Raw genomic sequence first — 24105 nt, forward strand, 5'->3', positions numbered from 1 at the left:
AGCAGAAATTTAAACCATAAAAACTTTCAGAGTAAAATTAAATAATTTATTTAAAAAAAGGCCACAGAATTGCGGCCTTAGACTGACAACTTTTTGCGACCTTTTAAGCGACGGCGTTTTATAACATTTCGCCCAGTTGGCGTACTCATACGACTCAAAAAACCGTGAACTCGCTTATGACGGCGATTCTTCGGTTGATATGTTCTTTTCAATTTAAAGACACCTCCTTTTTTAAACGAACAACCACGAAAAAACTTTAAAGCAACAGACTTACTAACAGATTATACTCTAATTTTTTTTAATCTGTCAAGCAAGCATATCATGTAGGATGTGGATAACATAAGGACTAAAAATAGTTATCCACTGTGAATAATTTATATAAACACGAAATCTTCCTGTTGATAACCCTTAAAAAACTTGGTATTATAGTTTCACACCATCTACTAACTCAACAGCAATCTTATTTTTATTATCCACAACTAGCAATTTGATCAAGTTATCCACAAATGTGTATAAGTTTGTGTATAACTTTTTTATTGTCATTTGCTTTACCATTTTTTAAACAAGGGAGGTCCATTCATGCCACCACAACCAATCACACCGCATCTATTGTGGCAGGAAACACTCGAAAAACTGAAAAATGAACTTACCAGGCCCAGCTTTGAAACATGGCTAAGTTCAACTCAGCTAATTGAGATTGATGGGGATACTCTAGTGATTAGTGTTCCCAATGATTTCGCAAAAGATTGGTTGGAAAGTCGGTATGCGTCCCTAATAAGGTCCTCCGTTCAATCAATTATAGGTCATTCCGTAAGTTTAAGATTTACTATTCCAACACCGGAAGAGATTTTTCAAAAAGACCCTATTCTGAAATCCCCTATGTCAGAAAACGGCCCTAAACAGAATGAACCATTACCAAACTCTCTCAATGTAAAATATACCTTTGACACATTTGTTATTGGCAATAGTAACCGTTTTGCCCATGCTGCTGCACTTGCTGTTGCTGAATCTCCTGCTAAATCCTATAATCCATTATTTATTTATGGGGGCGTAGGTTTAGGTAAAACCCACCTAATGCATGCCATTGGTCACCATGTATTACAGCGCTCACCAAATACAAGAGTTCTTTATGTATCCAGCGAAAAATTTACCAATGAACTTATCGATTCAATACGCGATGAAAATGCTATTGAATTCCGTAATCATTATAGAAATGTTGATATTCTCTTAATTGATGATATTCAATTCTTAGCGGGTAAAGAACGGACACAGGAAGAGTTTTTCCATACATTTAACGCTTTACATGAGGCCAATAAGCAAATCATTATTTCATCAGATCGTCCGCCGAAAGAAATACCAACCTTAGAGGATCGTTTACGTTCGAGATTTGAATGGGGCCTTATTACAGACATACAGGCACCTGATTTAGAAACAAGAATTGCTATCCTCAGAAAAAAAGCAAAAGTTGAAAACTTACAAGTTTCCAATGAAGTCATGGTTTATATCGCAGATAAGATACATACTAACATTCGTGAACTTGAAGGTGCTTTAATTAGAGTTATAGCGTTTGCCTCGTTAAGCTCTATGCCAATAACAGCTGAAGTTGCCATGGAAGCACTTAAAGATATCTTACCGACAAATACTTCGAAACCAATAACTATTGAAACGATTCAAAAAGCGGTTGCAGATTATTACCATCTATCACCCAACGAATTTAAAGCAAAGAAACGAACTCGTGCTGTGGCTTTTCCAAGACAAATTGCTATGTATTTAGCGCGTCAATTAACAGACTCGTCGTTACCAAAAATAGGTGACGAATTTGGCGGACGGGATCATACAACAGTAATGCATGCTCACGAAAAAATTACTCAAGCAATTCAAGTGGATCCTATTTTAGAGAAGAAAATTAACGAATTAATTCAACGCATCCAGAATGATTAGAGTAACGGTTTTAAATGTGAATAACTTGTTTACATTATCTGAATAACCGAAGGAAATATTAACTTTTGTGGACATGTGGACAAATAATACCCTCTTCTCCACTCTTTTTTCAACATGCTTAAACTATGACATACTGCTGGATATTCAACTTATCCACATCTTGACAAGCTATACTACTATAACTACTAACTATTATCTTATTATTAATAACTGTCGTTTAGAACCGTTAAAATCATAGGAGGATTCAATATGAAAATCTTCTGCTCAAAGGATTCCTTAATTTCTGGAGTAAATGCCGTGCAACGTGCAGTATCAAACAAAAATACGTTACCCGTTCTGTCAGGGATTCTAATAAGTGCTGAAAATCAGTGTTTACGTTTTTCAGCAACAGATTTGGAACTTGGAATACAATGTGAAATACCTGCCCAGATTGAAGAAGAGGGAAAAACAGTCGTACCGGCTAAATTATTTGCTGAAGTTGTTCGTAAACTTCCCGATACAATGATAACCATGAAAGAGGAAAATCAAGCAATTATTATATATTACTATCAATCAGAAATTACACTGAGAGGATACGATCCTGAAGAATATCCCCTCCTTCCTGACCTGATTGACCCAGTATCTTATAGCATTCCTACCGCAATTTTTAAAAATATGATCAGGCAGACGATATTTTCATGTGCTGTTGAAGAAAACAGGCCGGTATTTAATGGAACTCTTATGCAGATTGAAGGTTCTAACCTCCGACTTGTGGCAACAGACACTCATCGTTTAGCATATAGTATTTCCGAAGTAGATAATCCTGAAAATGCAAGTTTTAATGGAATTATTCCCGCTAAAACTTTATCTGAAATATATCGTTTATTGAAAGACGAAGATGAATCTATTGAAATTAGTTTTAATAAAACACAGGTTGTTTTCAGATTTGGCCTAATTTATCTTGTATCAAGATTAATAGATGGTATGTTTCCTAACTATAAACAAGTTATTCCTCAAACTTGCGAAACAAAAATTAATCTTTCAGTAAGGAATTTTCTCGAATCTGTAGAAAGAGCTTCACTATTATCTCATGAAAAAAGCGGTGCCAATATCATTAGAATTCAAGTTGAAAGTACACAATTAAAAATTGACCAAACGACAGAACTAGGTAAAATATCTGAGCAAATAGAAATTACAGCACAAGGAAAAGATGTTATGATCGCCTTTAATGCAAAATTTTTAATCGATGCTTTAAAGGTTATTGATACAGATCAAATTATCTTCGAACTTTCAGGACCCTATAGTCCTGGAGTGATGCGTCCGTTAGACAATCCCAATTACCTTTATCTCGTCTTGCCGGTTAGAATATCATAATTAACTATGAATATTATTAACTTTCATTTAAAAAATTTCCGTAATTATGATGATGAATCTGTAACATTTGTGCCAGGGATTAATATTTTAGTTGGAAATAACGGTCAGGGTAAGACAAATATTATCGAAGGGATTTATTATCTCTTAACCGGAAAGTCATATAGGGTACAAAGGGAACATGAACTTTTAAAATGGGATAAAGAAGATTTTCATCTTTATGGTGATTTTATTGTCAATCACCATAAAATATTCTTAGAGAGTCACTTTCAAGACAGAAAGAAACGAGTGAAAATCAATCACGTTCCATGTCAGCGTTTATCTGATTTTGTAGGAACTATTAACGTTATTTTTTTTTCACCGGATGATCTTATTATGGTAAAAGGCGGTCCTTCGGAACGGCGTCGATTCTTAGATTTGCATATTGCTCAAATACGACCTGGTTATGTAAGGTTACTTAATGCCTATAATAAAGTAATTCAGCAAAAAAGTGCACTGCTTAAGTCATACAATGAAAAATCTTTAAAATCCTCTCAACTGCAGCTTTGGAATATTCAAATTGTAGAGCTGGGGACAAAAATAATTCTTCACCGTGATGAGTTAACAAAACGTATTCTTAAGGTTGCTGATGAAATTTATAAAAATATTACGTCAGAAAAGGAAAAACTCACCATTAGTTATTATGCTTTAGGTAAAAAGAATAGTCAGGATGCAATCAAAGAATTTCCCGATTTATTAAATCAGAAAATGGACCAAGAAATTGATCGTCAAATGGTTCTTGTTGGTCCTCACCGTGATGATTTACAGATATTATTAGATGATAAGCCTGCACGCCTTTATGCTTCACAAGGTCAACAGCGTTCAATGGTTTTAAGTATGAAACTTAGTGAATTAGAGCTGATACACCAAGAAAAAGGGGAATATCCTCTTCTTTTATTAGATGACGTTTTGTCTGAACTTGATAGTTTTAGGAGAAACTATTTAATAAAGTTCATTGAGACTTCACATATACAAACGTTGATAACCATGACAAGTGCTGAGAAACAACTTGAATCTGGTGCTCAGTTTTATGTAGACAAAGGGCATATAAGGAGGAGGGAAGGATAAATGTATTTACATCTTGGTGGTGATATCTTAATAAAAAAAGATATAGTTGTTGCAATTATAGATCTTGAAATTGCAGCTGAAGGCAAAGGCAACAATAAATTTTTAAATAATATAAAAGACAACGATAAACTTGTTTATATTTCCGAACCTGGAAAAGAGAAATCATTAATTATTACAACTGAAAACTACTTTTTGTCACCTATCTCATCAACAACATTATTTAAGCGATCTTTTTCTGTTTTAGATGAGTGATATTTTACAATAGATTATTTAAAACTATTGTGCCACTAAGTATCACTCTTTAAAGAGATAGTTAGTGGTATTTATTCTTAACTAAATTGAAACATAGTTTTATTTAGTGTACAATAATAAGGTTGAAGGTATTATTTGGGAGGAAAAAGCTTTGCAAGATGATACAGATATGAATATTCCAGATCCGGGTGATAGTTACAATGCAGGGCAGATTGAAGTTCTTGAAGGACTGGAAGCTGTACGCAAGCGTCCGGGGATGTATATCGGTTCAACAAGCAGCAGAGGACTTCATCACCTAGTTTATGAAATTGTTGATAATAGTATTGATGAAGCTTTAGCAGGTGTTTGCGATCAAATTGATGTTTATATTCATAACGATAATAGCATTACTGTCATCGATAATGGTCGAGGGATTCCGGTAGATATTCACCCAAAAATGGGGAAACCCACGGTCGAAGTTTGTTTAACAGTATTACATGCCGGCGGGAAGTTCGGCGGAAGTGAGAGTGCTTACAAAGTATCCGGAGGTTTACATGGAGTTGGCCTCAGTGTTGTTAATGCTTTATCAAATTGGCTGATCGTGGAAGTTTCTAAAGGCGGTCATATCTATCACCAAGAATATGCCAAAGGAAAGCCCACAACCGATCTTTTAGATATAGGGACTACAGAGGGAACCGGAACTAAAATAACATTCATGCCAGATCCAGAAATATTTGAAGACACTGTCTATGACTATGATATTTTAGCTCATAGACTTAGAGAGCTATCCTTTTTGAATAAGAGTGTTAAGATTAATTTAAAGGATGAGCGATCCGATATTCAAGAGACGTTTTTTCATACGGGCGGTATTCAAGATTTTGTCTTGTATCTTAATAAAACTAAAGACTGTTTGCACCCTCAGCCCATCTTTATTGAAACCAATAAAGATGGGGTTCAAGTGGAAGTTTGCATGCAATATAATGATAGTTATACCGAAAATCTGTATTCTTATGCCAATAATATTAATACTCAGGAAGGCGGAACTCATGAAGCTGGTTTTAAATCGGCCTTAACACGGGTTATTAATGATTATGCTCGAAAAAATAATATACTAAAATCCTCTGATTCAAATCTTTCTGGCGATGATATCAGAGAAGGTCTAACAGCAGTAGTTTCAGTAAAAGTCCCCGATCCACAGTTTGAAGGTCAGACAAAAACAAAGCTTGGCAACAGTGAAATTCGAGGAATTGTAGATTCATCAACTGGCGAGGGGTTAAGTACTTTTCTAGAGGAAAACCCTACGGTTACCCGTAAATTTATTGAAAAGTCACTTCAAGCTGCAAGGGCAAGGGATGCAGCCCGAAAAGCGCGGGAGTTAACTCGGCGTAAAAGTGCCTTAGAAGGAACTTCACTGCCTGGTAAATTAGCTGATTGTTCCTGGAAAGAACCCGATCTCTGCGAAATGTATATTGTCGAAGGAGATAGTGCCGGTGGTTCTGCCAAACAAGGCCGAGACCGTCGTTTCCAAGCAATTTTACCGCTGAGAGGTAAAATTTTAAATGTTGAAAAGGCCAGATTGGACAAAATATTAGCCAATGCTGAAATTCGAGCGATGATTACCGCCATGGGAACCGGCATATCGGACGATTTTGATATCAGTAAAGCGCGTTATAATAAGCTGATCATTATGACGGATGCCGATGTCGACGGGGCGCATATTAGAACCCTATTATTAACGTTCTTTTATCGCTATATGAAACCTTTACTCGAAAATAACTATGTATATATAGCTCAGCCTCCACTTTTTAAAGTAAAAAAGGGAAGAGATATACAGTATGCTTATTCAGATGCTGAACTTAATAAAATCCTGGACACAATAGGACGGGAGAAAGTTGAGATTCAACGTTATAAAGGTTTGGGAGAGATGAATCCTGAGCAATTATGGGAAACAACGATGGATCCGGCGAAGCGGACAATCTTACAGGTGACCATTGAGGATGCTCTCAGATCAGAAGATATGTTTTCAGTATTAATGGGTGATAAGGTAGAGCCGCGCCGGGAGTTTATTCAGCGGCACGCAAAAGATGTACGTAATTTGGATACTTAAAGGAGTGCTCGTTCATGTCGGATGAAATCCAAGGGGGAAAAGTTCTTCCTGTTGAAATTGCAGATGAAATGCGAAAGTCCTTTATCGACTATTCTATGAGTGTAATAGTTAGCCGGGCTTTACCGGATGTACGGGACGGACTTAAACCGGTTCATCGCCGAATTTTATTTACGCTTCATGAATTAGGTATGACCCCAAATAAACCATACAGTAAATCTGCAAGGCTTGTCGGGGATTGTATGGCTAAATTTCATCCTCATGGAGATAGTTCCATCTATGATGCAGTTGTACGTATGGATCAGGATTTTGCGAGTCGTTATCCTTTAATTGACGGACATGGAAACTTTGGCTCGATTGATGGCGATTCTGCCGCTGCCATGCGTTATACAGAACTTCGGATGGCTAAGATTGCCACCTATATGCTGGCAGATATCGACAAAGATACCATTGATTTTATTCCAAACTATGATGAAAAACAAGAAGAGCCCACTGTATTGCCAGCTAAATTCCCCAACCTATTAGTCAATGGTTCTTCGGGAATTGCTGTTGGGATGGCTACAAATATCCCTCCTCATAATTTGAACGAAGTCATTGATGCTACGGTTGCGATGTTAGACAACCCTGAATTATCGAGTATTGATTTAATGAACTATGTTAAAGGCCCTGATTTTCCCACCGGTGGAACTATCATGGGTTATGATGGCATTAAATCCGCTTATTCAACGGGTAAAGGTTCTATTAAAATTCGGGCTAAAGCAACGATTGAAAGTATGGAAAAGTCCGGTAAGATGAGAATTGTTGTGACGGAAATTCCTTTCTTGGTTAATAAAGCAAGACTCATTGAAAAGATTGCAGAATTAGTACGAGACAAACGACTTGACGGGATTACTGACCTGCGGGATGAAAGTGACCGTTCAGGGATGAGTATTGTTATTGAACTCAGACGAGATGTTAATCCTCAAATTATTTTGAATCAGCTTTATAAGCATACTCAAATGGAAGACACCTTTGGGGTAAATTTGTTGGCACTTGTTAATAATCAACCAAGAGTCCTCACTCTTAAAGATATGATTCATTATTTCATTGAGCACCAAAAAGATGTTATTGTTCGCAGAACGAGATTTGAGCTCAATAAAGCCGAAGCAGAAGCCCATATTGTAGAAGGATTAAGAATTGCCCTTGATCATATTGATGAGGTTATTGAAACAATTAGGTCTTCAGCGGATGAGAGCGAAGCACGAAATAATTTATCAAGCCGTTTCGGATTGAGTGAAAAACAAGCCCAGGCAATTGTGGATATGCGTTTAAAACGTTTAACGGGTTTAGAACGCGACAAATTAGAAAACCAGTACAACGAACTTATGACAACGATATCCTACCTCAAGTCAGTTCTTGCCTCACCTAGTATGGTTATTGAGATTATTAAAAATGAGCTTAAGGAAATCCAAGATAAATTTGGAGATCCACGCAGAACGTCAATTACCGTTGATGTGAGTAAAATGAATATTGAGGATCTTATTGCTGAAGAAGAGGTTGTAGTAACTGTTACTCATTATGGTTATGTTAAGAGATTGCCTTTAAACACCTATAAGAGTCAAAATAGAGGCGGTAAAGGTGTTCACGGGATGGCTACCAAAGAAGAAGACTTTGTCGAACACCTCTTTATTACTTCGACGCACCATTATATTCTCTTTTTCACGTCCCAAGGCAAAGTCTATCGTCTCAAAGCTCACGAAATTCCGGAAGCCAGCCGCACGGGCAAAGGAACGGCTGTGATTAATCTTTTAAGTTTAGGCCAAAATGAAATGATAACGGCTGTCATGGCAATCAAAGAGTTTAGTCCTGATTATTTTTTAATTACAGCCACGAAAAAAGGTATCATGAAGAAAACGGCGCTTCACGAATATGATTCCTCCCGGCGTGAAGGGTTGATTGCGCTGACCCTCGATGAAGGTGATGAACTGATTGGGGTCAAGTTAACACAAGGATTAAACGATATTTTGTTGGCAACACGTCGAGGAATTGCCATTCGTTTTCCTGAAGAAGAAGTAAGATATATGGGTCGTACCGCGCGAGGAGTCAAAGGCATAAAACTTGAAGAAAATGATGAAGTTGTAGGTATGGACGTCATCGGAGATGAAGGCGAACTTTTAACGATGAGCGAAAATGGCTTTGCTAAACGCACTGACCTTAAGGAGTTTAGGGTACAAGGACGAGGCGGCAAAGGAATTATAGTGATGAAATTAAATGCTAAAACAGGTATGCTCATCGGAGTTAAAGTAGTGGAAGTGGAAGATGAACTAATGGTTATTACAAACAATGGTATTATGCTGCGTCTCCAGGTTTCGAGTATTTCTAATCAAGGGCGGACAGCCCATGGGGTTACGACGATGCGGACCGACGATGATGACAAAGTTGTTGCTATGGCGAAGGTCGCTATGAGAGAGGACGAAAATAACGAGGAATCTGAACCAGAGGATTAAATTGACAAAATAAAATCTAGGTGTTACCATGTCTGGAATTGGAAGTCAGAGGTCAGGAAAATTGTCGAAAACTGATAGATGACTGGTCACTAACATAAATAATAGGAGGAATTAACGATGGCAGAATTCGGATCATTAAAAGTAAAGACTGGGTTGGCAGAGATGTTAAAAGGCGGCGTCATCATGGATGTGACGACTCCGGAACAAGCCAAGATTGCTGAAGAAGCTGGGGCATGCGCTGTCATGGCTTTAGAACGTGTTCCTTCCGATATTCGGGCAGAAGGTGGGGTTGCGCGAATGGCCGATCCTACGATTATTAAAAATATTATGGATGTTGTAACAATCCCAGTGATGGCTAAAGCAAGAATTGGGCATTTTGTTGAAGCACAAATTTTAGAATCATTGGGTGCTGATTATATCGATGAATCAGAAGTCTTAACTCCGGCGGACGATGCCTTTCATATTAATAAACATGATTTTAAAGTTCCCTTTGTTTGCGGCTGCCGTAATCTTGGTGAAGCATTACGCAGAATTGGTGAAGGAGCAGCCATGATCCGCACAAAAGGCGAGCCGGGAACCGGAAACGTTGTTGAAGCTGTACGTCATATGAGAACCGTTATGAGCGATATACGTGCTTTAACGGTTATGCCTAAGGAAGAATTAATGACCGCTGCTAAAAATATGGGTGCACCCTATGAATTAGTACTTTATGTTGCAGAACATGGAAAACTGCCCGTTGTTAACTTTGCAGCAGGTGGAATAGCTACCCCGGCAGATGCTGCTCTTATGATGCAGCTTGGGGTGGACGGTATTTTTGTTGGTTCAGGAATTTTTAAATCCGATAATCCTAAAGCGAGAGCCAAGGCAATTGTTTTGGCAACGACCCATTATAATGATCCCAAAATCTTGGCTGAAGTCTCTAAGGATCTTGGACAACCCATGACAGGTATTGAAATTTCAACTTTGACAGATGCTCAGCGTATGCAAGATCGGGGTTGGTAACTATGCAAAAACGCGTCGGCGTTTTAGCCTTGCAGGGGGCTTTTCGTGAGCACCGGCAGGTTTTGAATCAATTGGGCTGCGAAGCCGTTGAAGTACGTAAAAAAAACGACCTTGAAGGAATTCATGGTCTGATTATTCCCGGTGGCGAAAGCACAACGATCGGAAAACTATTACAAATTGATGAGTTGGGCGAAAGAATCAAGGAAATGGGTTCCAAAGATTTTCCGATCTTTGGAACTTGTGCCGGTATGATTTTACTCAGTAAAACTATTATAGACAGTGACCAGTATCGATTAAATTTAATGGATACAACAGTAGAACGCAATGCCTTTGGCAGACAAGTGGCTAGTTTTGAAACGGATCTTCAGGTGCCTGCTATGGGCTCTCATCCTCTGCGCGCTGTCTTTATTAGAGCACCTTATCTTCGGGAAGTTGCTCCAAATGTAGGTATTCTTGCTGAATTTGATGGGAAAATTGTCTTTGCCCGGCAAGGAAATCTATTAGCGAGTGCCTTTCATCCTGAGCTTACCCCGGATCATAGGGTCCATCAATACTTTTTGGGTATGATTGATGAATATTGGGTAAAGTAAAAGCGTTCTTGGTATGGGAGGGTTTAGTATGTTAGATCTGAAGTATGTACGCAGCAACCCTGATCTGGTAAAAGAAGCCTTGCAAAAGCGTAATTCTTCTATTAGTTTGGACCGGTTTTTAGAGCAAGAAGAAGAAAGACGCCGTCTGCTTTTTGAAATCGAGTCGTTAAAGGCTCGGCGTAATGCAGTTTCTGAAGAAGTTGGACGCCTTAAGAAAAATGGAGAAGACGCTGAAGCACTTGTTTTGGAAATGCGTGAAGTTGGTCAAACCGTTAAAAATTTAGAACAAAAATCTGCGGAAATCGTTGAAGAGATGGAAAAGGTTCTCTTTGAAATTCCGAACATCCCTCATACTTCTGTTCCGGTAGGTTTAGACGAGAGCGCGAACGTTGAAGTTCGAACTTGGGGAACCCCGCGTTCCTTTGATTTTGAACCAAAGGCGCACTATGAGCTTGGAGAGAAATTAGATATCTTTGATTTCGCGAGAGCCGGAAAAGTAACCGGAGCGCGTTTTACCTTTTATAAAGGTTTAGGCGCACGCTTAGAACGTTCTCTTATCTCTTTTATGCTGGATCGGCATACGGCTAAGGGCTATATGGAGGTTTTGCCCCCTTATATGGTAAATCGCAGCTCTATGTTCGGAACAGGCCAGCTTCCAAAGTTTGAGGAAGATGCCTTTAAAGTGATGGGAACCGATTATTTTTTAATTCCTACGGCAGAAGTGCCTGTTACAAATCTCTACAGAGACGAAATATTAGACGGCAATTGTCTGACGATGAAGCATTGTGCTTATAGCGCTTGTTTTCGTTCAGAAGCAGGTTCAGCAGGACGTGATACTCGAGGATTAATCCGCCAACATCAGTTTAATAAGGTTGAGCTTGTGAAATTTACTCTCCCGGAGAATTCTTATGAAGAATTAGAGTTACTAACGAAAGATGCAGAGAGTATTCTTCAGGAATTAGAACTTCCCTATCGGGTAATGGCATTATCAACTGGAGATCTTGGTTTTTCTTCTGCTAAAACCTATGATTTGGAAGTATGGCTGCCTAGCTTTAATACATACCGTGAAATTTCATCCTGCAGCAATTTTGAAGATTTCCAAGCGCGTCGTGCTAATATTCGATTCCGAAGAGGACTGAAGGAAAAGCCTGAATTTGTTCATACTCTTAATGGCAGTGGTTTGGCGATAGGACGTACCGTTGCAGCGATTATGGAAAATTGTCAGGATTCCCAGGGCAGAATTCATATTCCCAAAGCCTTACAGCCTTATATGGGCGTTGAATATATTGGCTAACGCCTAAATTTCCAATATATTTTTGTTGCCTTTCCCATATATTTATGCTAACCTATATGTTGTTCGTCTTACATGGAGGGGTGTCCGAGCGGTTTAAGGAGCCGGTCTTGAAAACCGGTGACTTCGTGAGGGGTCCGTGGGTTCGAATCCCACCCCCTCCGCCAGAGCGAAGATCGGTGTTCGAAGCTCGTTCTTCGACGTAAGTGAACGACAGTAGCAGAATTCGATTTAATTGTTTATTTTGCGCTCGTAGTTCAGCTGGATAGAGCGTCTGACTTCGAATCAGGATGTCGGGGGTTCGAATCCCTCCGAGCGCACCATTAGTGATAATTGCAGTGCGATACTCGAAACTCGAATATCGCATATTTAATCGCTGAATGATCAGTTGAAGACGTCACCGAATGAACTATCAACGGAATCTGTTAAAACTGAGGCCTCGTAGCTCAGTGGATAGAGCGGGGGTTTCCTAAACCCTGTCTTGCGGAGGTTCGACTCCTCCCGGGGTCACCATTTTGAGGTAATTATGCTCCATCAAGATTGGATGCGTTTAGCGCTTATACAAGCTCAAATGGCCTATGAACAAGGTGAAGTACCCATTGGTGCAGTAATTGTTCATAACGATACCGTTATTGCAGAAGCGCATAACGAAAAAGAACTTCGCAATGACCCAACTGCCCATGCTGAGATTTTAGCAATCCAACGTGCCGCTGAAACGATGGGAACTTGGAGATTGACGGATGCATCTCTGTATGTAACGTTGGAACCTTGCCCCATGTGTGCCGGTGCAATTCTTCAAGCTCGCTTAAAGAACCTGGTATATGGCACCATGGACTTGAAAGGCGGGGCAACAGGTTCTGTCTTAAATGTAATGGACTTTAAGTTATGGAATCATAAAGTTGAGGTAGTTGCCGGAGTTTTAGAAGATGAGTGTTCCGATATCTTAAAACACTTTTTTAAGCGACTGCGTAACAACTAATTCTTTTCAGAGTGCGAAAATGTTTAACTTCTAAGCATCAATGAAATTAAATGATTACTAATACATTGAGAATTCATGGCTGTTTAGAGTTATGCTTTATATGGAGGAGTATCGAAGTGGTCATAACGAGAGCGACTCGAAATCGTTTGACGGTGTAAGCCGTCCGTGGGTTCGAATCCCACCTCCTCCGCCATATTTATTTTTAAAAGATTAGAGCCTTCACTCGTGTGAATGGTTCTTTTGTTGTTCCTTAAGAGAATTTTTAAATTTTTTCTGTGTAAGCTGAGCATAGAAATTTTATGAGGATGAAAATTATAACCGTTAATTTTGAGTCTTCATTTTACTTTGCTATAATAAGAATGGAGGGTGATAACAATGAGTGAATATTTATTTGATCAACTTAAAGTTGTTCGTAATAACACTTTAAATGCTGTAAAAGGTCTCAGTGAAAATCAAGTAGATAAAATTCCGGCAGGATTCAATAACAATATCCGCTGGAACCTAGGTCACATTTACTTAGTACAGGAGAGATTTGCTTTTGGCTTTACAGAAATACCAATGCTGTTACCGGAAGGCTTTCTTGGATTATTCGGGAAAGATACAAAACCAAGTGATTGGACAATCCAGCCCCCTTCCCTCAATGAGCTTATTAAGTTGTTAGAAGATCAAACAGATCGTATCCAGGAAGCATTTAAGGAAAGATTAGACGAGGTTCTTGCCGCCCCCTGGACGATGCCTAGCGGATTAACGTTAAAGACAGTCCGCGAATTTCTGACGTTTTCTATGTATCACGAAGGTATGCACGTACAGGCTATAAAATTTCTGCATAGATTTGGATCCTAACTAATGATTATTTAGAAAATGATCAAAAGGGCTTCGCTTAATGAAGTCCTTTTTTATATTTTCAGACCTCTATCCTTTTAAGGCGACCCCGCGAGTAATGCTGTTAGCGAGTAATAGACTTTCGTGCCGAAGTGAAATTATACTAATGCATAGAAAAATTTTATTAGGAAAATGGAGCTTGAGAAAAAAATAAAAATAAATATTTGTTTAAAATTTCACATTCTGGGGTAAATTATAAGTGAAAACTTCAATAAAATTTATTTGCCCAAGAAAGAGGGTTTTAAACAGATATGGATTGGGTTATTAAAAGTTTAAGATTAGGATTTGATATACCATTTAAGGATAGATTGACAAAAGTACTGAAAGTAATTATTAGCATTGCAATATTAGTTTCCGTGCTTGGAATTATGTTCTTTAGTCTTAGTATCAATAAGATATGGACAAAAAATCAAACAATCTATGAGAATAAAAGTGATTCTGAGAAAATAGTTTATAATGAAGGAAAATTGGCTCAAAACCCACAACAACTAATACGATTTCATGTTCTCGCAAATTCGGACAGTGACCAAGACCAAGCACTGAAACGGGCTGTAAGAGATGCCATATTAAAAGAAGTGTCCCCAAAATTAGCAGTTTCTAAATCATTAAAAGAATCGCGCCAAATTATTGAGAGGGTTCGTCCTGAAATGGAGAGAATTGGTCGTTCGGTTGTCAAAGCTTGGGGTAAAGATTATTCAGTACATACGGAATACGGACATTTTAGTTTTCCTACAAAATCTTATGGTACCTTAATATTACCGGCAGGTGATTATGAGGCCTTGAGGATCGTAATAGGAAAGGGTAAGGGCTCTAACTGGTGGTGCGTACTTTTTCCGCCTCTTTGCTTTATTGACATTGAGCATTCAACTGCTGTTCAGGTCGATGGAAAACCTGGGATACCTATAAGTAATGATACATCTCCATATTCGGATAAACAAAAAAACGAAAAAAATGTGAATGTACAAGGTAATAGATCCAATAACTCAGAAATGACTATAAAAAATAGTTCGGTCCACAATTCACTTAAAATTGATTTTTATTTTTGGGAGTTAGTAAAAAAACTATGGAGTTAAAGAGCTCTTTCAGCGGGCTCTTTGCTCGTATTTCGGCTTTTCTGGCACTGGCAAACGTGGTCATGTTTATCGGGTATATAATTATTACAGATATTTACAAAACTTAACCCTTGACTCGCTTGTCTAGATAAGATATAATTCTTTTTGTTCACTAAATTTGTTGCAAATTAAATAGTTTGTAGAAATTTGAGAGCACGGAGAGGTGGCTGAGTGGTCGAAGGCGCCCGCCTGGAAAGCGGGTACACTGGGCGACTGGTGTCGAGGGTTCAAATCCCTCTCTCTCCGCCAGATTTGACTTCAGCCAAAGCATTCGACTTGGGCTTTTTATTTTGTTATAATTGTTTTAGCCGTACTAGACGGGGAGGTAGCGGGTCCTTGTAACTTGCAGTCCGCTTTAGCAAGGTGGAACTCCTGCGAAAGGTCCTCACCTGTGAAGCTGTCTTTGGTAGATGGTAATGAGATTTTGGTCTTACGCAACAGAACACTCCGAACCGTGTCAGGTCTTGACGGAAGCAGCACTAAGGAGAGCGTTTTGTGTGCCGTAAGGTTGCCTGAATTGAGCTGTTCTACCAGGGTAACGTTCGGAGGTGGTGGTTCGATCAAAGGTGTACGGCTATTATTAAGATAAAGGTGGTCGTGTACCATCTTTTTTGTAATAGTCGGAAACTATAACCTCGGTTAATTGTTTTCGGAAGCTCAAGCGCAACTAAAGGCTTCTGCCTCACGAGCTCGGCATAAGCCGAGCTTTGTTTATACTATCATAAAGTATAACTTTTGGTTAAATACTGCAAGAAGAGCTAATTCGTGCGAAGACAATGTCTTCGAGCGCCAGCTAAGTTTTCTTTATACTATTTGGCTCAGCGCAATTTCCTTTAATTGTATTATAACGCTCGAATTATTGAGGGTGAAGTTATGGCTTATTTGGCTCTCTACCGTGAATGGAGACCTAAAACATTTCAAAATATAGTAGGACAAGAACATATTACGCGGACATTGATGAATGCACTTAAGCAAAACAAAATTGCTCATGCCTACTTATTTAGCGGGCCTAGAGGAACCGGCAAGACGACTGCAGCGAAAATTTTAGCTAAGGCCTTAAATTGTGAGCAGCGTATTGATGTTGAACCCTGCAATCAATGCTCTTCTTGTTTAAGTATTGACCATGGTTCCGCAATTGAAGTATTTGAAATTGATGCCGCCTCTAATCGAGGGATTGACGAAATTCGAGATTTACGGGAAAATATTAAATTAAGCTCCATCGAAGGTAGATTTAAAGTTTATATTATTGATGAAGTGCATATGCTGACTACAGAAGCTTTTAACGCTTTGCTAAAAACTCTGGAAGAGCCGCCGCCACAGGTGGTTTTTATCTTGGCGACCACCGAGGTGCAAAAAATACCATTAACAATTCTTTCCCGCGTACAACGTTTTGAATTTCATCGTATTTCGGTAGAGAACATTTCCAGCCGGCTGACTCTTGTCTGCGAATCACTGGGACGTAATATTCTGCCTGGTGCGTTACAGGTGATTGCTCAAAAGTCTGAAGGTGGTCTACGGGATGCACTTAGCATTTTAGATCAATGTCTTCTTCAAGATGACCCAATCGGTGTCAAGGAAGTTTACCAGGTCCTTGGTATGGTTGGTGAGACCTTTAGTTCGGAGTTGGTTGAAAGTTTAATGACCTTGGATTATGGAAAAAGCTTAGCGATCTTAACGGACGGGATACAGCAAGGCCGTGATCCGAGGCAAATTATCCGGGAACTTTTAGATTATCTTCGCCAAATGCTTTTGAATGTGACAACAGGAGCTGCTCCTTTGGTGGCTCCGGAAATTCAGGAACGTTTAGTTAAACAAAGTGAGCAGGTACCGATATCTCGCTTATTACATTGGATTTCACTTCTCATGCAAGGCGAAGGTCAATTGAAATACGCTTCAAATGCCCGTTTAGCCGCCGAACTTTTAATAGTTCAGACGATACATGAGGGGCAAAACATTATAGGTGAACAAGGGGAAATTTTAAACCGCTTAACGTTATTAGAAAAAAATGTGCAAACACTATTGAGTGGTAAAAACGTCCATTTATTAAATGATATAAAATCTACCCACCCCGCTGAAGTTGATCATGCTGCTGAAATTGATCATGTTAATAATGATTCGTCTAAGAAAAAGAATGCTATTGATGTAAAGACTGAAACCACATCGACAGAGAAAAGAGTTTCAGCAGGATCGGAAATCTTGACGATTGAGAATTTACGCGAACGTTGGAATGATGTTTTAGATCAAGTAAGACGTCGTAAGAAATCTACTCAAGCTTTTTTGTTAGAAGGCAAACCTGTTCAACTTGAAGGGAATGTGCTAACCATTGCTTTTCGAGAAGGATGCTCCTTTCACAAAGATAAGGTTAATCAAATAGAAAACCGGCAGACCATTGAAGAATCATTGCAGCAGATTTTTGGGATGGACCTAAGTATAACCAATGTAATGGAAAATGAATTCAAAATAAAAGAGAGTTCTGAGCTGCCTGATAAGAAACAACAAGATCAAGATCTCATAGATAAAGCAAAGGATATGTTTGGTGAGGATCTTGTAATTATAAAAGACTAACGATTGCTAGTGCAATGCACAATATAATAAGATAGGATGTGTTTGATATGGCAGGGTTTAAAGGTATGGGTGGTATGGGTGGAAATATGAATCAAATGTTAAAACAAGCCCAAAAGCTTCAGGAAGACATGGCCAGAGCACAAGAGGAGCTTCAAAACAAGACTGTGGATGCCTCTTCCGGCGGTGGAATGGTTCAAGTGATTGTGAGTGGTAAAATGGAATTAACAGAATTGAAAATTAATCCCGAAGCCGTTGATCCGACTGATGTCGAGATGCTGGAGGACCTTGTTAAGGCCGCAGTGAATGAGGGTTTAAGAAAAGCACAGGAAATGGCCAATAATGAAATGGGTAAATTAACCGGTGGTTTAAAGATCCCCGGCTTGTTCTAGGTGAACTATGGATTTTCTAAATTACCCTCAGCCTTTGGCAGATCTTATCAGTTGTCTTGCACGCCTTCCGGGAATTGGTCCAAAGACAGCGGGTCGATTGGCATTTTATCTTCTTCAGCAGCCCCGGATTTCCGAAGATTTGGCACAGGCTATTCACGCCGCGAATCATTCTATAAGAAAATGTTCGATTTGTTGTAACTTTACTGATCAAGATCCATGTGTACTCTGTCAGAACCCCCAAAGAGACTCCTCGGAACTTTGTGTTGTCGAACATCCCAGGGACGTCGTATCCTTAGAAAAGACTAAAGAATTTAAAGGGCGGTATCATGTTTTACATGGTGTGCTCTCCCCAATGGAGGGTATAGGACCGGAGCAATTAACCATTAGCCTTCTTTTGAAGCGTTTAGAGGGCGTTAAGGAAGTGGTTATGGCTCTAAATCCCACGGTGGAAGGAGAAGCTACGGCCTTATATTTAGCCCGTCTGTTAAAACCTTTAGGAATTAAAGTGACCCGGATTGCTCATGGATTACCCGTGGGCGGTGATCTGGAATATGCCGATGAAGTGACTATTGCTCGAGCGTTAGAAGGACGGCGTCAACTCTAAGTGAGTGAATTTTAAGAAAGAAATGGCTGGGTGTTCTTCTTTGTCTGGCTGGCGCATATTTATGGACTAGCACCAGACAAGGGGGAAAATGTATGACTCTGGTCTTTCTTGGACTTTTCATCTTACTGATAGGATTTACCATTCGTTCAGTTGTCGGAAAGCCAAATATTATCTTAAAAGTCATAATTCATAGTCTAGGCGGAATTGTTGGACTTTGGTTATTTAATTTTCTTTTAAGTATTCTAGGATTTTCAATACCAATTAATTTTTTTACAATAATAATTGTTGGTCTTTTAGGATTTCCAGGAGTATTAACCTTATCAATTCTCCAGTTATTAGGTATTTGACTTAAAAAGTTAAACAATTTTTATTATTACTTCTTGACTCCCTCAACAATTCAGAGGTATACTTAAAATTACTAAAGGGGAACTATTCGACTTAAATGCGAAGTAGTTCCCTACGTCTGTTTTTCTGGACGTTTTATGAAAATTCTATTTCTTCCTCAAACTCTAATATTTCATTTTATGAAGAATCTTTGAGAGAAATAGAAAAAGGAAGCCCGAAACCCTGGTAAAAATTAAATTTATCACATGATTAGGAGGAAACAAAAAAATGGCTAAAATGAAAACCATGGATGGAAATGAAGCAGCGGCTCATGCATCGTATGCATTTACTGAAGTCGCTACCATCTTTCCCATTACTCCCTCTTCGACAATGGCCGAATTGGTCGATGAATGGGCTGCTCATGGAAGGAAAAACATTTATGGACAAACTGTTAAAGTCGTGGAGATGCAATCCGAAGCAGGTGCTGCTGGTGCAGTGCACGGTTCACTCCAGGCTGGTGCATTAACCTCTACTTATACAGCTTCACAAGGCTTACTTTTGATGATTCCTAACATGTATAAGATTGCCGGTGAATTGCTTCCCTGTGTATTCCATGTAAGTGCCCGGGCTTTGGCAACTCACGCCCTTTCTATTTTTGGCGATCATCAGGACGTAATGTCTGTTCGTGCTACCGGTTTTGCCCAGCTTTCCTCACATAATGTCCAAGAAGCCTTAGACTTGGGTTATATTGCTCACTTAGCGACAGTTAAGGCAAGTGTACCCTTCGTACACTTCTTCGATGGTTTCCGTACTTCCCATGAAATTCAAAAGATTGAAATACCGGAGTATGAGGAAGTCGGTCAGTTATTAGATATGGATGCAGTTCAAGCATTCCGCGACAATGCCTTGAATCCGGAACATCCTGTTTTACGCGGAACAGCCCAAAACCCTGACGTATATTTCCAAGGTCGTGAAGCTTCTAATAAGTTTTATGATGCAGTTCCTGATATTGTAGAACATTACATGCAAGAGTATAAAAAGCTTACCGGCCGTGAATATCATCCATTCCAATATTATGGTGCCGAAGATGCTGAATATGTAATCGTTGCTATGGGTTCAATCTGTGACACCATTGAAGAAACCGTGGATTATCTCATGGCTAAAGGGGAAAAAGTTGGGGTTGTAAAAGTTCACCTCTTTAATCCTTTCTCCAGCAAGTACTTCTTTAATGTAATGCCTAAAACTGTCAAGAAAATTGCAGTTCTTGAAAGAACGAAAGAACCTGGCGCTCTGGGTGAACCCCTCTATTTAGATGTCAAAGAAATATACTATAATCACGAACAAAAACCGGTCATTGTTGGCGGTCGTTATGGTTTAGGTTCTAAGGATACGACTCCTTCCCAAGTATTGGCCGTTTATAAAAACCTTAAAGCTGACGAACCAAAGAATGGATTTACGATTGGTATTATCGACGACGTAACCTTTAAATCTTTGCCTGAGGATGAGATTATTGATACTGCTCCGGAAGGAACCATTGCTTGTAAATTTTGGGGTCTTGGTGCAGATGGAACGGTTGGTGCCAATAAACAAGCTATTAAGATTATTGGTGACCATACCCAGCTCTATGCTCAGGCATATTTCCAATATGACAGTAAGAAATCAGGAGGCATCACGGTTTCTCACGTACGCTTTGGGAAAAAACCCATTAAGTCTCCTTACTATGTAACAGGTGCTAACTATATTGCATGTCATAACCAAACTTATGTTTATCAATATGACCTCTTAAAAGGCTTAAAGAAAAAAGGCAATTTCGTTTTGAATTGCCAATGGACTCCTGAAGAACTTGATGAGAAACTTCCGGCATCCATGAAACAAGCTCTTGCACGTAATGAAGTTAATTTCTATATCATTGATGCAGTTTCCATTGCCCGTAAAATAGGTCTCGGTTCACGGATCAATATGGTTATGCAGGCTGCCTTCTTCAAACTTGCCAATGTTATTCCCGTTGAAGAAGCGATCGATTATCTGAAAGCTTCTGTTGTTAAGACCTACGGTAAAAAAGGTCAAAACATTGTTGACATGAACAATGCAGCCATTGATCAAGGTGTATCGGCACTTGTTAAAGTGGAAATTCCGGCATCTTGGGCTAATGCTCAGGATAGTGAAGCCGCAGCTGCCGCTGATGAGCCGGATTTTGTTAAGAATATTCTCCGTCCAATGAACGCCTTAGAAGGAGATAATCTCCCGGTCAGTGCTTTTAACGGTCGAGAAGATGGAACTTTCCCGGTTGGTACCACTGCTTACGAAAAACGCGGGATTGGTGTTATGGTTCCTGAATGGCAAATTAACAATTGTATTCAATGTAATCAATGTTCATATGTCTGCCCTCATGCAGCAATTCGTCCTTTCTTAATGAACGAAGAAGAAGCAAAGAATGCTCCGGAAACGTTTGCTGGTAAAAAAGCGATCGGTAAAGAGGCTGCTGGTTTACTATTCCGTGTTCAAGTAAGCACTTTGGATTGCACTGGATGCGGAAACTGTGCTGAGGTCTGCCCTGCCAAAGAAAAAGCATTAGTCATGAAGCCTGCTGCTGAGCAATTCGAACATCAAATAGCAAACTGGGAGTATGCCGTTACTTTAGAAAATAAAGCTAAACTCTTTGATGTTACAACGGTTAAGGGCAGCCAATTCGTTCAGCCTTTACTGGAGTTCAACGGTGCTTGCCCGGGTTGCGGAGAGACCGCCTATGTAAAACTCCTTACCCAACTTTTTGGTGATCGCATGATGATTTCTAATGCTACCGGCTGCAGTTCCATCTGGGGTGGAAGTGCTCCTGCCGTTCCGTATACCACCAATAACGAAGGCAAAGGACCTTCCTGGGCTAACTCTTTGTTTGAGGATAACGCCGAGTTCGGTTATGGAATGTACTTGGGTGTTCGTCAGCAACGTGAAAAATTAGTAGATTTAATGAACCAAGCTTTGGGAATGGAAATTAGTACTGAGCTAAAGGGTGCTTTCCAAGAATGGCTTGCAGGCTGGAACGATGCTGATGCATCCAAAGCAGCAGCGGCTAAAATTCGGACTGCTCTTGAGGGCTATAGCGGAGACAACAAAGTTTTAGCTGAAATTCGTAGTAAGAAAGACCATCTCGTTAAAAAATCTCAATGGATTATTGGCGGAGACGGTTGGGCCTATGATATTGGCTATGGCGGCTTAGACCATGTTCTGGCTTCCGGAGATGATGTCAATATTCTCGTATTGGATACTGAGGTTTACTCCAATACCGGCGGCCAATCTTCAAAATCAACGCCTCGTGCCGCTGTCGCCAAATTTGCTGCTGCAGGTAAGAAGATCCGCAAGAAGGACTTGGGCATGATGGCCATGAGTTATGGCTACGTTTATGTTGCTCAAATCGCCCTGGGTGCTAATATGAGTCAAACCATTAAAGTTATTAAAGAAGCAGAAGCTTACAAAGGACCTTCCTTAATCATTGCTTATGCTCCATGTATTAATCATGGCCTTAAAGCCGGCATGACCAAGAGTGTCCAAGAAGCTAAGAAAGCTGTGGATTCAGGGTACTGGCATCTCTATCGCTTTAACCCTGATTTAGCCGAAGAAGGAAAGAATCCATTCGCCTTGGAATCTAAAGAACCAACCATACCGTTCCGCGACTTCATCATGGGTGAGGTACGTTATACGTCCTTATTGAATACCTTCCCTGAAACGGCTGAAGAACTCTTTGCCGGAGCAGAAAAGTATGCTAAAGTTCGTTACGAGTCTTATAAACGCTTAAATGAACAAAAATGGGGAGAATAATCAAAATCCCAGTTTGTTCTAAATAGGATTTATGAATTTGAGAGCAGAGTCATCTGCTCTCTTTTTTTGTACTATCAGAAGGATAACCTTTGGTTGAATACTGCAAAAAGAATTAATTCGTGCGAAAACAGTGTCTTCGTCTCCAGCATAAGTGAGACATAGCTGCCGCTTTCGCCGAAGGCTTAGAGCCAGCTATGTTTCCTTTATATTATTAGGTATAAAAATGAGTATCTTTCTGGTGAACAAAATCGCTATTTTAGGAATAAAATGAGCAAAAGGAAGAGGGAGGTGTTTAATACGAGCAGTATACCAATGGTTGGAGATTTCGTAAGGGAATCACTAGACTTACACTTATTTATGGCTCGAATCATGAAAGAACATGCAATATTTATGCAAATTGGGTTTTTGCCTAAAGACGTTACTTATGCCGCGCAGGCAGAGAATTTCAAATGCCAGTACGATGAACTTCTCAAGGAAGCTATAATGCTCAGTGATTGTACTGCATCAGAAAATGTTCTGCGATCTGGAGAATTAGTAACGGATAAAACCCTTGGAGCAGAACAGAAGACCCAAGAGCTGACTGGAATTTGCATTGAGTGCGGACTAACCATAGAGGAACTAAAGTTAAATCCTGATCCAGGAACAATTCCTCAAGAAATTGTTCCTAATATTCAAGCTCTCAATGAAAAGGCAAGGGTTTTAACTGTTTCCTTTGCGGAGTTTAAGGCCATGGTTTTAGACCAAGTGACAAAGTGCTGCTTATTTACAAATCTCTTGCCATCTCAGTATTATCACATCCACAAGGAGGCTGTCTTTTATTTAAAACTAATAAATCGTTTGCAAAACAATCAATTCGTAAACAACCGTGTTGAATTATATGAGCAGAAAGTATTCTGGGATGATATCATGGGAGAACATGCGGAGGTTATAAGCCATCTTTTAGATCCAACGGAAAAGGAACTTGTCCATAAGGCACAAGATTTTGCGCGGCAGTTTAAACACTTAGGACAAAAATTGAAAGGTGGAGGGGTACGAGCGACACAGCTTGAAACGTTAAGAGAGGAGAACATCCAGGCAACACTTGGGATTGCTAATTTTAAAGCTGCCAGCACAGATCTGCTTTTGGGATGTCAAATACAATCCATGCTTACCCCGCTTATAACCGATCATACTTTGCGCGAAGCTTATCATTACTTGAGAATTTTAAAAACCTTGAAACTCGTTTATCTTGGACGTGGTTAATTGCTTGGTCGAAATGGAAACTCTATAATTAAAAAGTTAAGCGAACTCTTAGAAACATTTTGCTGTTTCGGAGTTCGCTTTTTTGCTCTG

19 protein-coding genes, 5 tRNA genes and 1 other RNA gene are annotated in these 24105 nt (G+C 39.5%); 24 read left to right on the forward strand and 1 reads right to left on the reverse strand.

Annotated features, from left to right (window positions below; genetic code table 11):
• Positions 1 to 77: 77 nt before the first annotated feature.
• Positions 78 to 212, reverse strand: coding sequence for a 50S ribosomal protein L34 (gene rpmH / locus DESACI_RS23350; protein WP_007777819.1), 135 nt, complete (start codon positions 210 to 212; stop codon positions 78 to 80).
• 367 nt (positions 213 to 579) lie between these two features.
• On the opposite strand from rpmH, the gene dnaA reads away from it, so the two are divergent.
• The 24 genes from dnaA (at position 580) to DESACI_RS00115 (ending at position 24015) form a co-directional block, all read left to right on the forward strand.
• Positions 580 to 1941, forward strand: coding sequence for a chromosomal replication initiator protein DnaA (gene dnaA / locus DESACI_RS00005; protein WP_014825139.1), 1362 nt, complete (start codon positions 580 to 582; stop codon positions 1939 to 1941).
• A 249-nt stretch (positions 1942 to 2190) separates the two neighbouring features.
• A complete protein-coding gene (dnaN, locus tag DESACI_RS00010) occupies positions 2191 to 3294 on the forward strand; it encodes a DNA polymerase III subunit beta (protein ID WP_014825140.1) in 1104 nt (367 codons plus the stop codon).
• A 6-nt stretch (positions 3295 to 3300) separates the two neighbouring features.
• Entirely contained in the window at positions 3301 to 4398 is a 1098-nt protein-coding gene (recF, locus tag DESACI_RS00015) for a DNA replication/repair protein RecF (RefSeq protein ID WP_014825141.1), read from the forward strand.
• The gene (remB, locus tag DESACI_RS00020) at positions 4399 to 4650 is read left to right on the forward strand and encodes an extracellular matrix regulator RemB (protein ID WP_014825142.1); all 252 of its coding nucleotides are present in this window, start codon (positions 4399 to 4401) and stop codon (positions 4648 to 4650) included.
• 169 nt (positions 4651 to 4819) lie between these two features.
• Positions 4820 to 6736 (forward strand): DNA topoisomerase (ATP-hydrolyzing) subunit B, encoded by a 1917-nt coding sequence (gene gyrB, locus DESACI_RS00025; protein ID WP_174270327.1) that lies wholly within the window; start codon positions 4820 to 4822, stop codon positions 6734 to 6736.
• 14 nt (positions 6737 to 6750) lie between these two features.
• The gene (gyrA, locus tag DESACI_RS00030; RefSeq protein ID WP_014825144.1) at positions 6751 to 9219 is read left to right on the forward strand and encodes a DNA gyrase subunit A; all 2469 of its coding nucleotides are present in this window, start codon (positions 6751 to 6753) and stop codon (positions 9217 to 9219) included.
• 117 nt (positions 9220 to 9336) lie between these two features.
• Positions 9337 to 10221, forward strand: a complete 885-nt coding sequence (gene pdxS / locus DESACI_RS00035) for a pyridoxal 5'-phosphate synthase lyase subunit PdxS (protein WP_014825145.1) — start codon at positions 9337 to 9339, stop codon at positions 10219 to 10221.
• Between the two features lie 2 nt (positions 10222 to 10223).
• Positions 10224 to 10811: a pyridoxal 5'-phosphate synthase glutaminase subunit PdxT gene (pdxT, locus tag DESACI_RS00040; RefSeq protein ID WP_014825146.1), complete on the forward strand. Its 588-nt coding sequence runs from the start codon at positions 10224 to 10226 to the stop codon at positions 10809 to 10811.
• A 28-nt stretch (positions 10812 to 10839) separates the two neighbouring features.
• Positions 10840 to 12105: a serine--tRNA ligase gene (gene serS / locus DESACI_RS00045; protein ID WP_014825147.1), complete on the forward strand. Its 1266-nt coding sequence runs from the start codon at positions 10840 to 10842 to the stop codon at positions 12103 to 12105.
• A 74-nt stretch (positions 12106 to 12179) separates the two neighbouring features.
• Positions 12180 to 12269 (forward strand) — tRNA-Ser (locus tag DESACI_RS00050).
• 79 nt (positions 12270 to 12348) lie between these two features.
• Positions 12349 to 12425, forward strand: a tRNA-Arg gene (locus DESACI_RS00055).
• Between the two features lie 112 nt (positions 12426 to 12537).
• Positions 12538 to 12615, forward strand: a tRNA-Arg gene (locus tag DESACI_RS00060).
• A gap of 13 nt (positions 12616 to 12628) precedes the next feature.
• Positions 12629 to 13081 carry a tRNA adenosine(34) deaminase TadA gene (tadA, locus tag DESACI_RS00065; RefSeq protein WP_014825148.1) on the forward strand — a complete coding sequence of 151 codons (453 nt, stop codon included), beginning with the start codon at positions 12629 to 12631 and terminating at the stop codon, positions 13079 to 13081.
• Positions 13082 to 13183: 102 nt separating this feature from the next.
• Positions 13184 to 13274: transfer RNA gene (locus tag DESACI_RS00070), tRNA-Ser, on the forward strand.
• Positions 13275 to 13456: 182 nt separating this feature from the next.
• Positions 13457 to 13924 (forward strand): DinB family protein, encoded by a 468-nt coding sequence (locus tag DESACI_RS00075; RefSeq protein ID WP_014825149.1) that lies wholly within the window; start codon positions 13457 to 13459, stop codon positions 13922 to 13924.
• Between the two features lie 290 nt (positions 13925 to 14214).
• A complete protein-coding gene (gene spoIIR / locus DESACI_RS00080; RefSeq protein WP_014825150.1) occupies positions 14215 to 15036 on the forward strand; it encodes a stage II sporulation protein R in 822 nt (273 codons plus the stop codon).
• Positions 15037 to 15232: 196 nt separating this feature from the next.
• Positions 15233 to 15324 (forward strand) — tRNA-Ser (locus tag DESACI_RS00085).
• Between the two features lie 59 nt (positions 15325 to 15383).
• Positions 15384 to 15649: signal recognition particle sRNA large type (gene ffs / locus DESACI_RS23355), an RNA gene on the forward strand.
• A gap of 299 nt (positions 15650 to 15948) precedes the next feature.
• On the forward strand, positions 15949 to 17640 hold the full coding sequence (gene dnaX, locus DESACI_RS00090; protein WP_014825151.1) for a DNA polymerase III subunit gamma/tau: 1692 nt from the start codon (positions 15949 to 15951) through the stop codon (positions 17638 to 17640).
• Between the two features lie 47 nt (positions 17641 to 17687).
• Positions 17688 to 18029 carry a YbaB/EbfC family nucleoid-associated protein gene (locus tag DESACI_RS00095; RefSeq protein WP_014825152.1) on the forward strand — a complete coding sequence of 114 codons (342 nt, stop codon included), beginning with the start codon at positions 17688 to 17690 and terminating at the stop codon, positions 18027 to 18029.
• A 7-nt stretch (positions 18030 to 18036) separates the two neighbouring features.
• Positions 18037 to 18633, forward strand: a complete 597-nt coding sequence (gene recR / locus DESACI_RS00100) for a recombination mediator RecR (protein ID WP_014825153.1) — start codon at positions 18037 to 18039, stop codon at positions 18631 to 18633.
• 92 nt (positions 18634 to 18725) lie between these two features.
• Positions 18726 to 18980 (forward strand): pro-sigmaK processing inhibitor BofA family protein, encoded by a 255-nt coding sequence (locus DESACI_RS00105; RefSeq protein WP_014825154.1) that lies wholly within the window; start codon positions 18726 to 18728, stop codon positions 18978 to 18980.
• Between the two features lie 265 nt (positions 18981 to 19245).
• The gene (gene nifJ / locus DESACI_RS00110; RefSeq protein ID WP_014825155.1) at positions 19246 to 22773 is read left to right on the forward strand and encodes a pyruvate:ferredoxin (flavodoxin) oxidoreductase; all 3528 of its coding nucleotides are present in this window, start codon (positions 19246 to 19248) and stop codon (positions 22771 to 22773) included.
• A gap of 312 nt (positions 22774 to 23085) precedes the next feature.
• Positions 23086 to 24015 (forward strand): DUF2935 domain-containing protein, encoded by a 930-nt coding sequence (locus DESACI_RS00115; RefSeq protein ID WP_041275923.1) that lies wholly within the window; start codon positions 23086 to 23088, stop codon positions 24013 to 24015.
• Positions 24016 to 24105 lie beyond the last annotated feature (90 nt).

It is taken from the genome of Desulfosporosinus acidiphilus SJ4 (assembly GCF_000255115.2).
GTDB lineage: Bacteria > Bacillota > Desulfitobacteriia > Desulfitobacteriales > Desulfitobacteriaceae > Desulfosporosinus > Desulfosporosinus acidiphilus.

What these genes read in the sequence shown, in the direction of transcription:
- dnaA (WP_014825139.1), top strand. Translation starts at nt 580, where the DNA reads ATGCCACCACAACCAATCACACCGCATCTATTGTGGCAGGAAACACTC.
- dnaN (WP_014825140.1), top strand. Translation starts at nt 2,191, where the DNA reads ATGAAAATCTTCTGCTCAAAGGATTCCTTAATTTCTGGAGTAAATGCC.
- recF (WP_014825141.1), top strand. Translation starts at nt 3,301, where the DNA reads ATGAATATTATTAACTTTCATTTAAAAAATTTCCGTAATTATGATGAT.
- remB (WP_014825142.1), top strand. Translation starts at nt 4,399, where the DNA reads ATGTATTTACATCTTGGTGGTGATATCTTAATAAAAAAAGATATAGTT.
- gyrB (WP_174270327.1), top strand. Translation starts at nt 4,820, where the DNA reads ATGAATATTCCAGATCCGGGTGATAGTTACAATGCAGGGCAGATTGAA.
- gyrA (WP_014825144.1), top strand. Translation starts at nt 6,751, where the DNA reads ATGTCGGATGAAATCCAAGGGGGAAAAGTTCTTCCTGTTGAAATTGCA.
- pdxS (WP_014825145.1), top strand. Translation starts at nt 9,337, where the DNA reads ATGGCAGAATTCGGATCATTAAAAGTAAAGACTGGGTTGGCAGAGATG.
- pdxT (WP_014825146.1), top strand. Translation starts at nt 10,224, where the DNA reads ATGCAAAAACGCGTCGGCGTTTTAGCCTTGCAGGGGGCTTTTCGTGAG.
- serS (WP_014825147.1), top strand. Translation starts at nt 10,840, where the DNA reads ATGTTAGATCTGAAGTATGTACGCAGCAACCCTGATCTGGTAAAAGAA.
- tadA (WP_014825148.1), top strand. Translation starts at nt 12,629, where the DNA reads ATGCTCCATCAAGATTGGATGCGTTTAGCGCTTATACAAGCTCAAATG.
- DESACI_RS00075 (WP_014825149.1), top strand. Translation starts at nt 13,457, where the DNA reads ATGAGTGAATATTTATTTGATCAACTTAAAGTTGTTCGTAATAACACT.
- spoIIR (WP_014825150.1), top strand. Translation starts at nt 14,215, where the DNA reads ATGGATTGGGTTATTAAAAGTTTAAGATTAGGATTTGATATACCATTT.
- dnaX (WP_014825151.1), top strand. Translation starts at nt 15,949, where the DNA reads ATGGCTTATTTGGCTCTCTACCGTGAATGGAGACCTAAAACATTTCAA.
- DESACI_RS00095 (WP_014825152.1), top strand. Translation starts at nt 17,688, where the DNA reads ATGGCAGGGTTTAAAGGTATGGGTGGTATGGGTGGAAATATGAATCAA.
- recR (WP_014825153.1), top strand. Translation starts at nt 18,037, where the DNA reads ATGGATTTTCTAAATTACCCTCAGCCTTTGGCAGATCTTATCAGTTGT.
- DESACI_RS00105 (WP_014825154.1), top strand. Translation starts at nt 18,726, where the DNA reads ATGACTCTGGTCTTTCTTGGACTTTTCATCTTACTGATAGGATTTACC.
- nifJ (WP_014825155.1), top strand. Translation starts at nt 19,246, where the DNA reads ATGGCTAAAATGAAAACCATGGATGGAAATGAAGCAGCGGCTCATGCA.
- DESACI_RS00115 (WP_041275923.1), top strand. Translation starts at nt 23,086, where the DNA reads ATGGTTGGAGATTTCGTAAGGGAATCACTAGACTTACACTTATTTATG.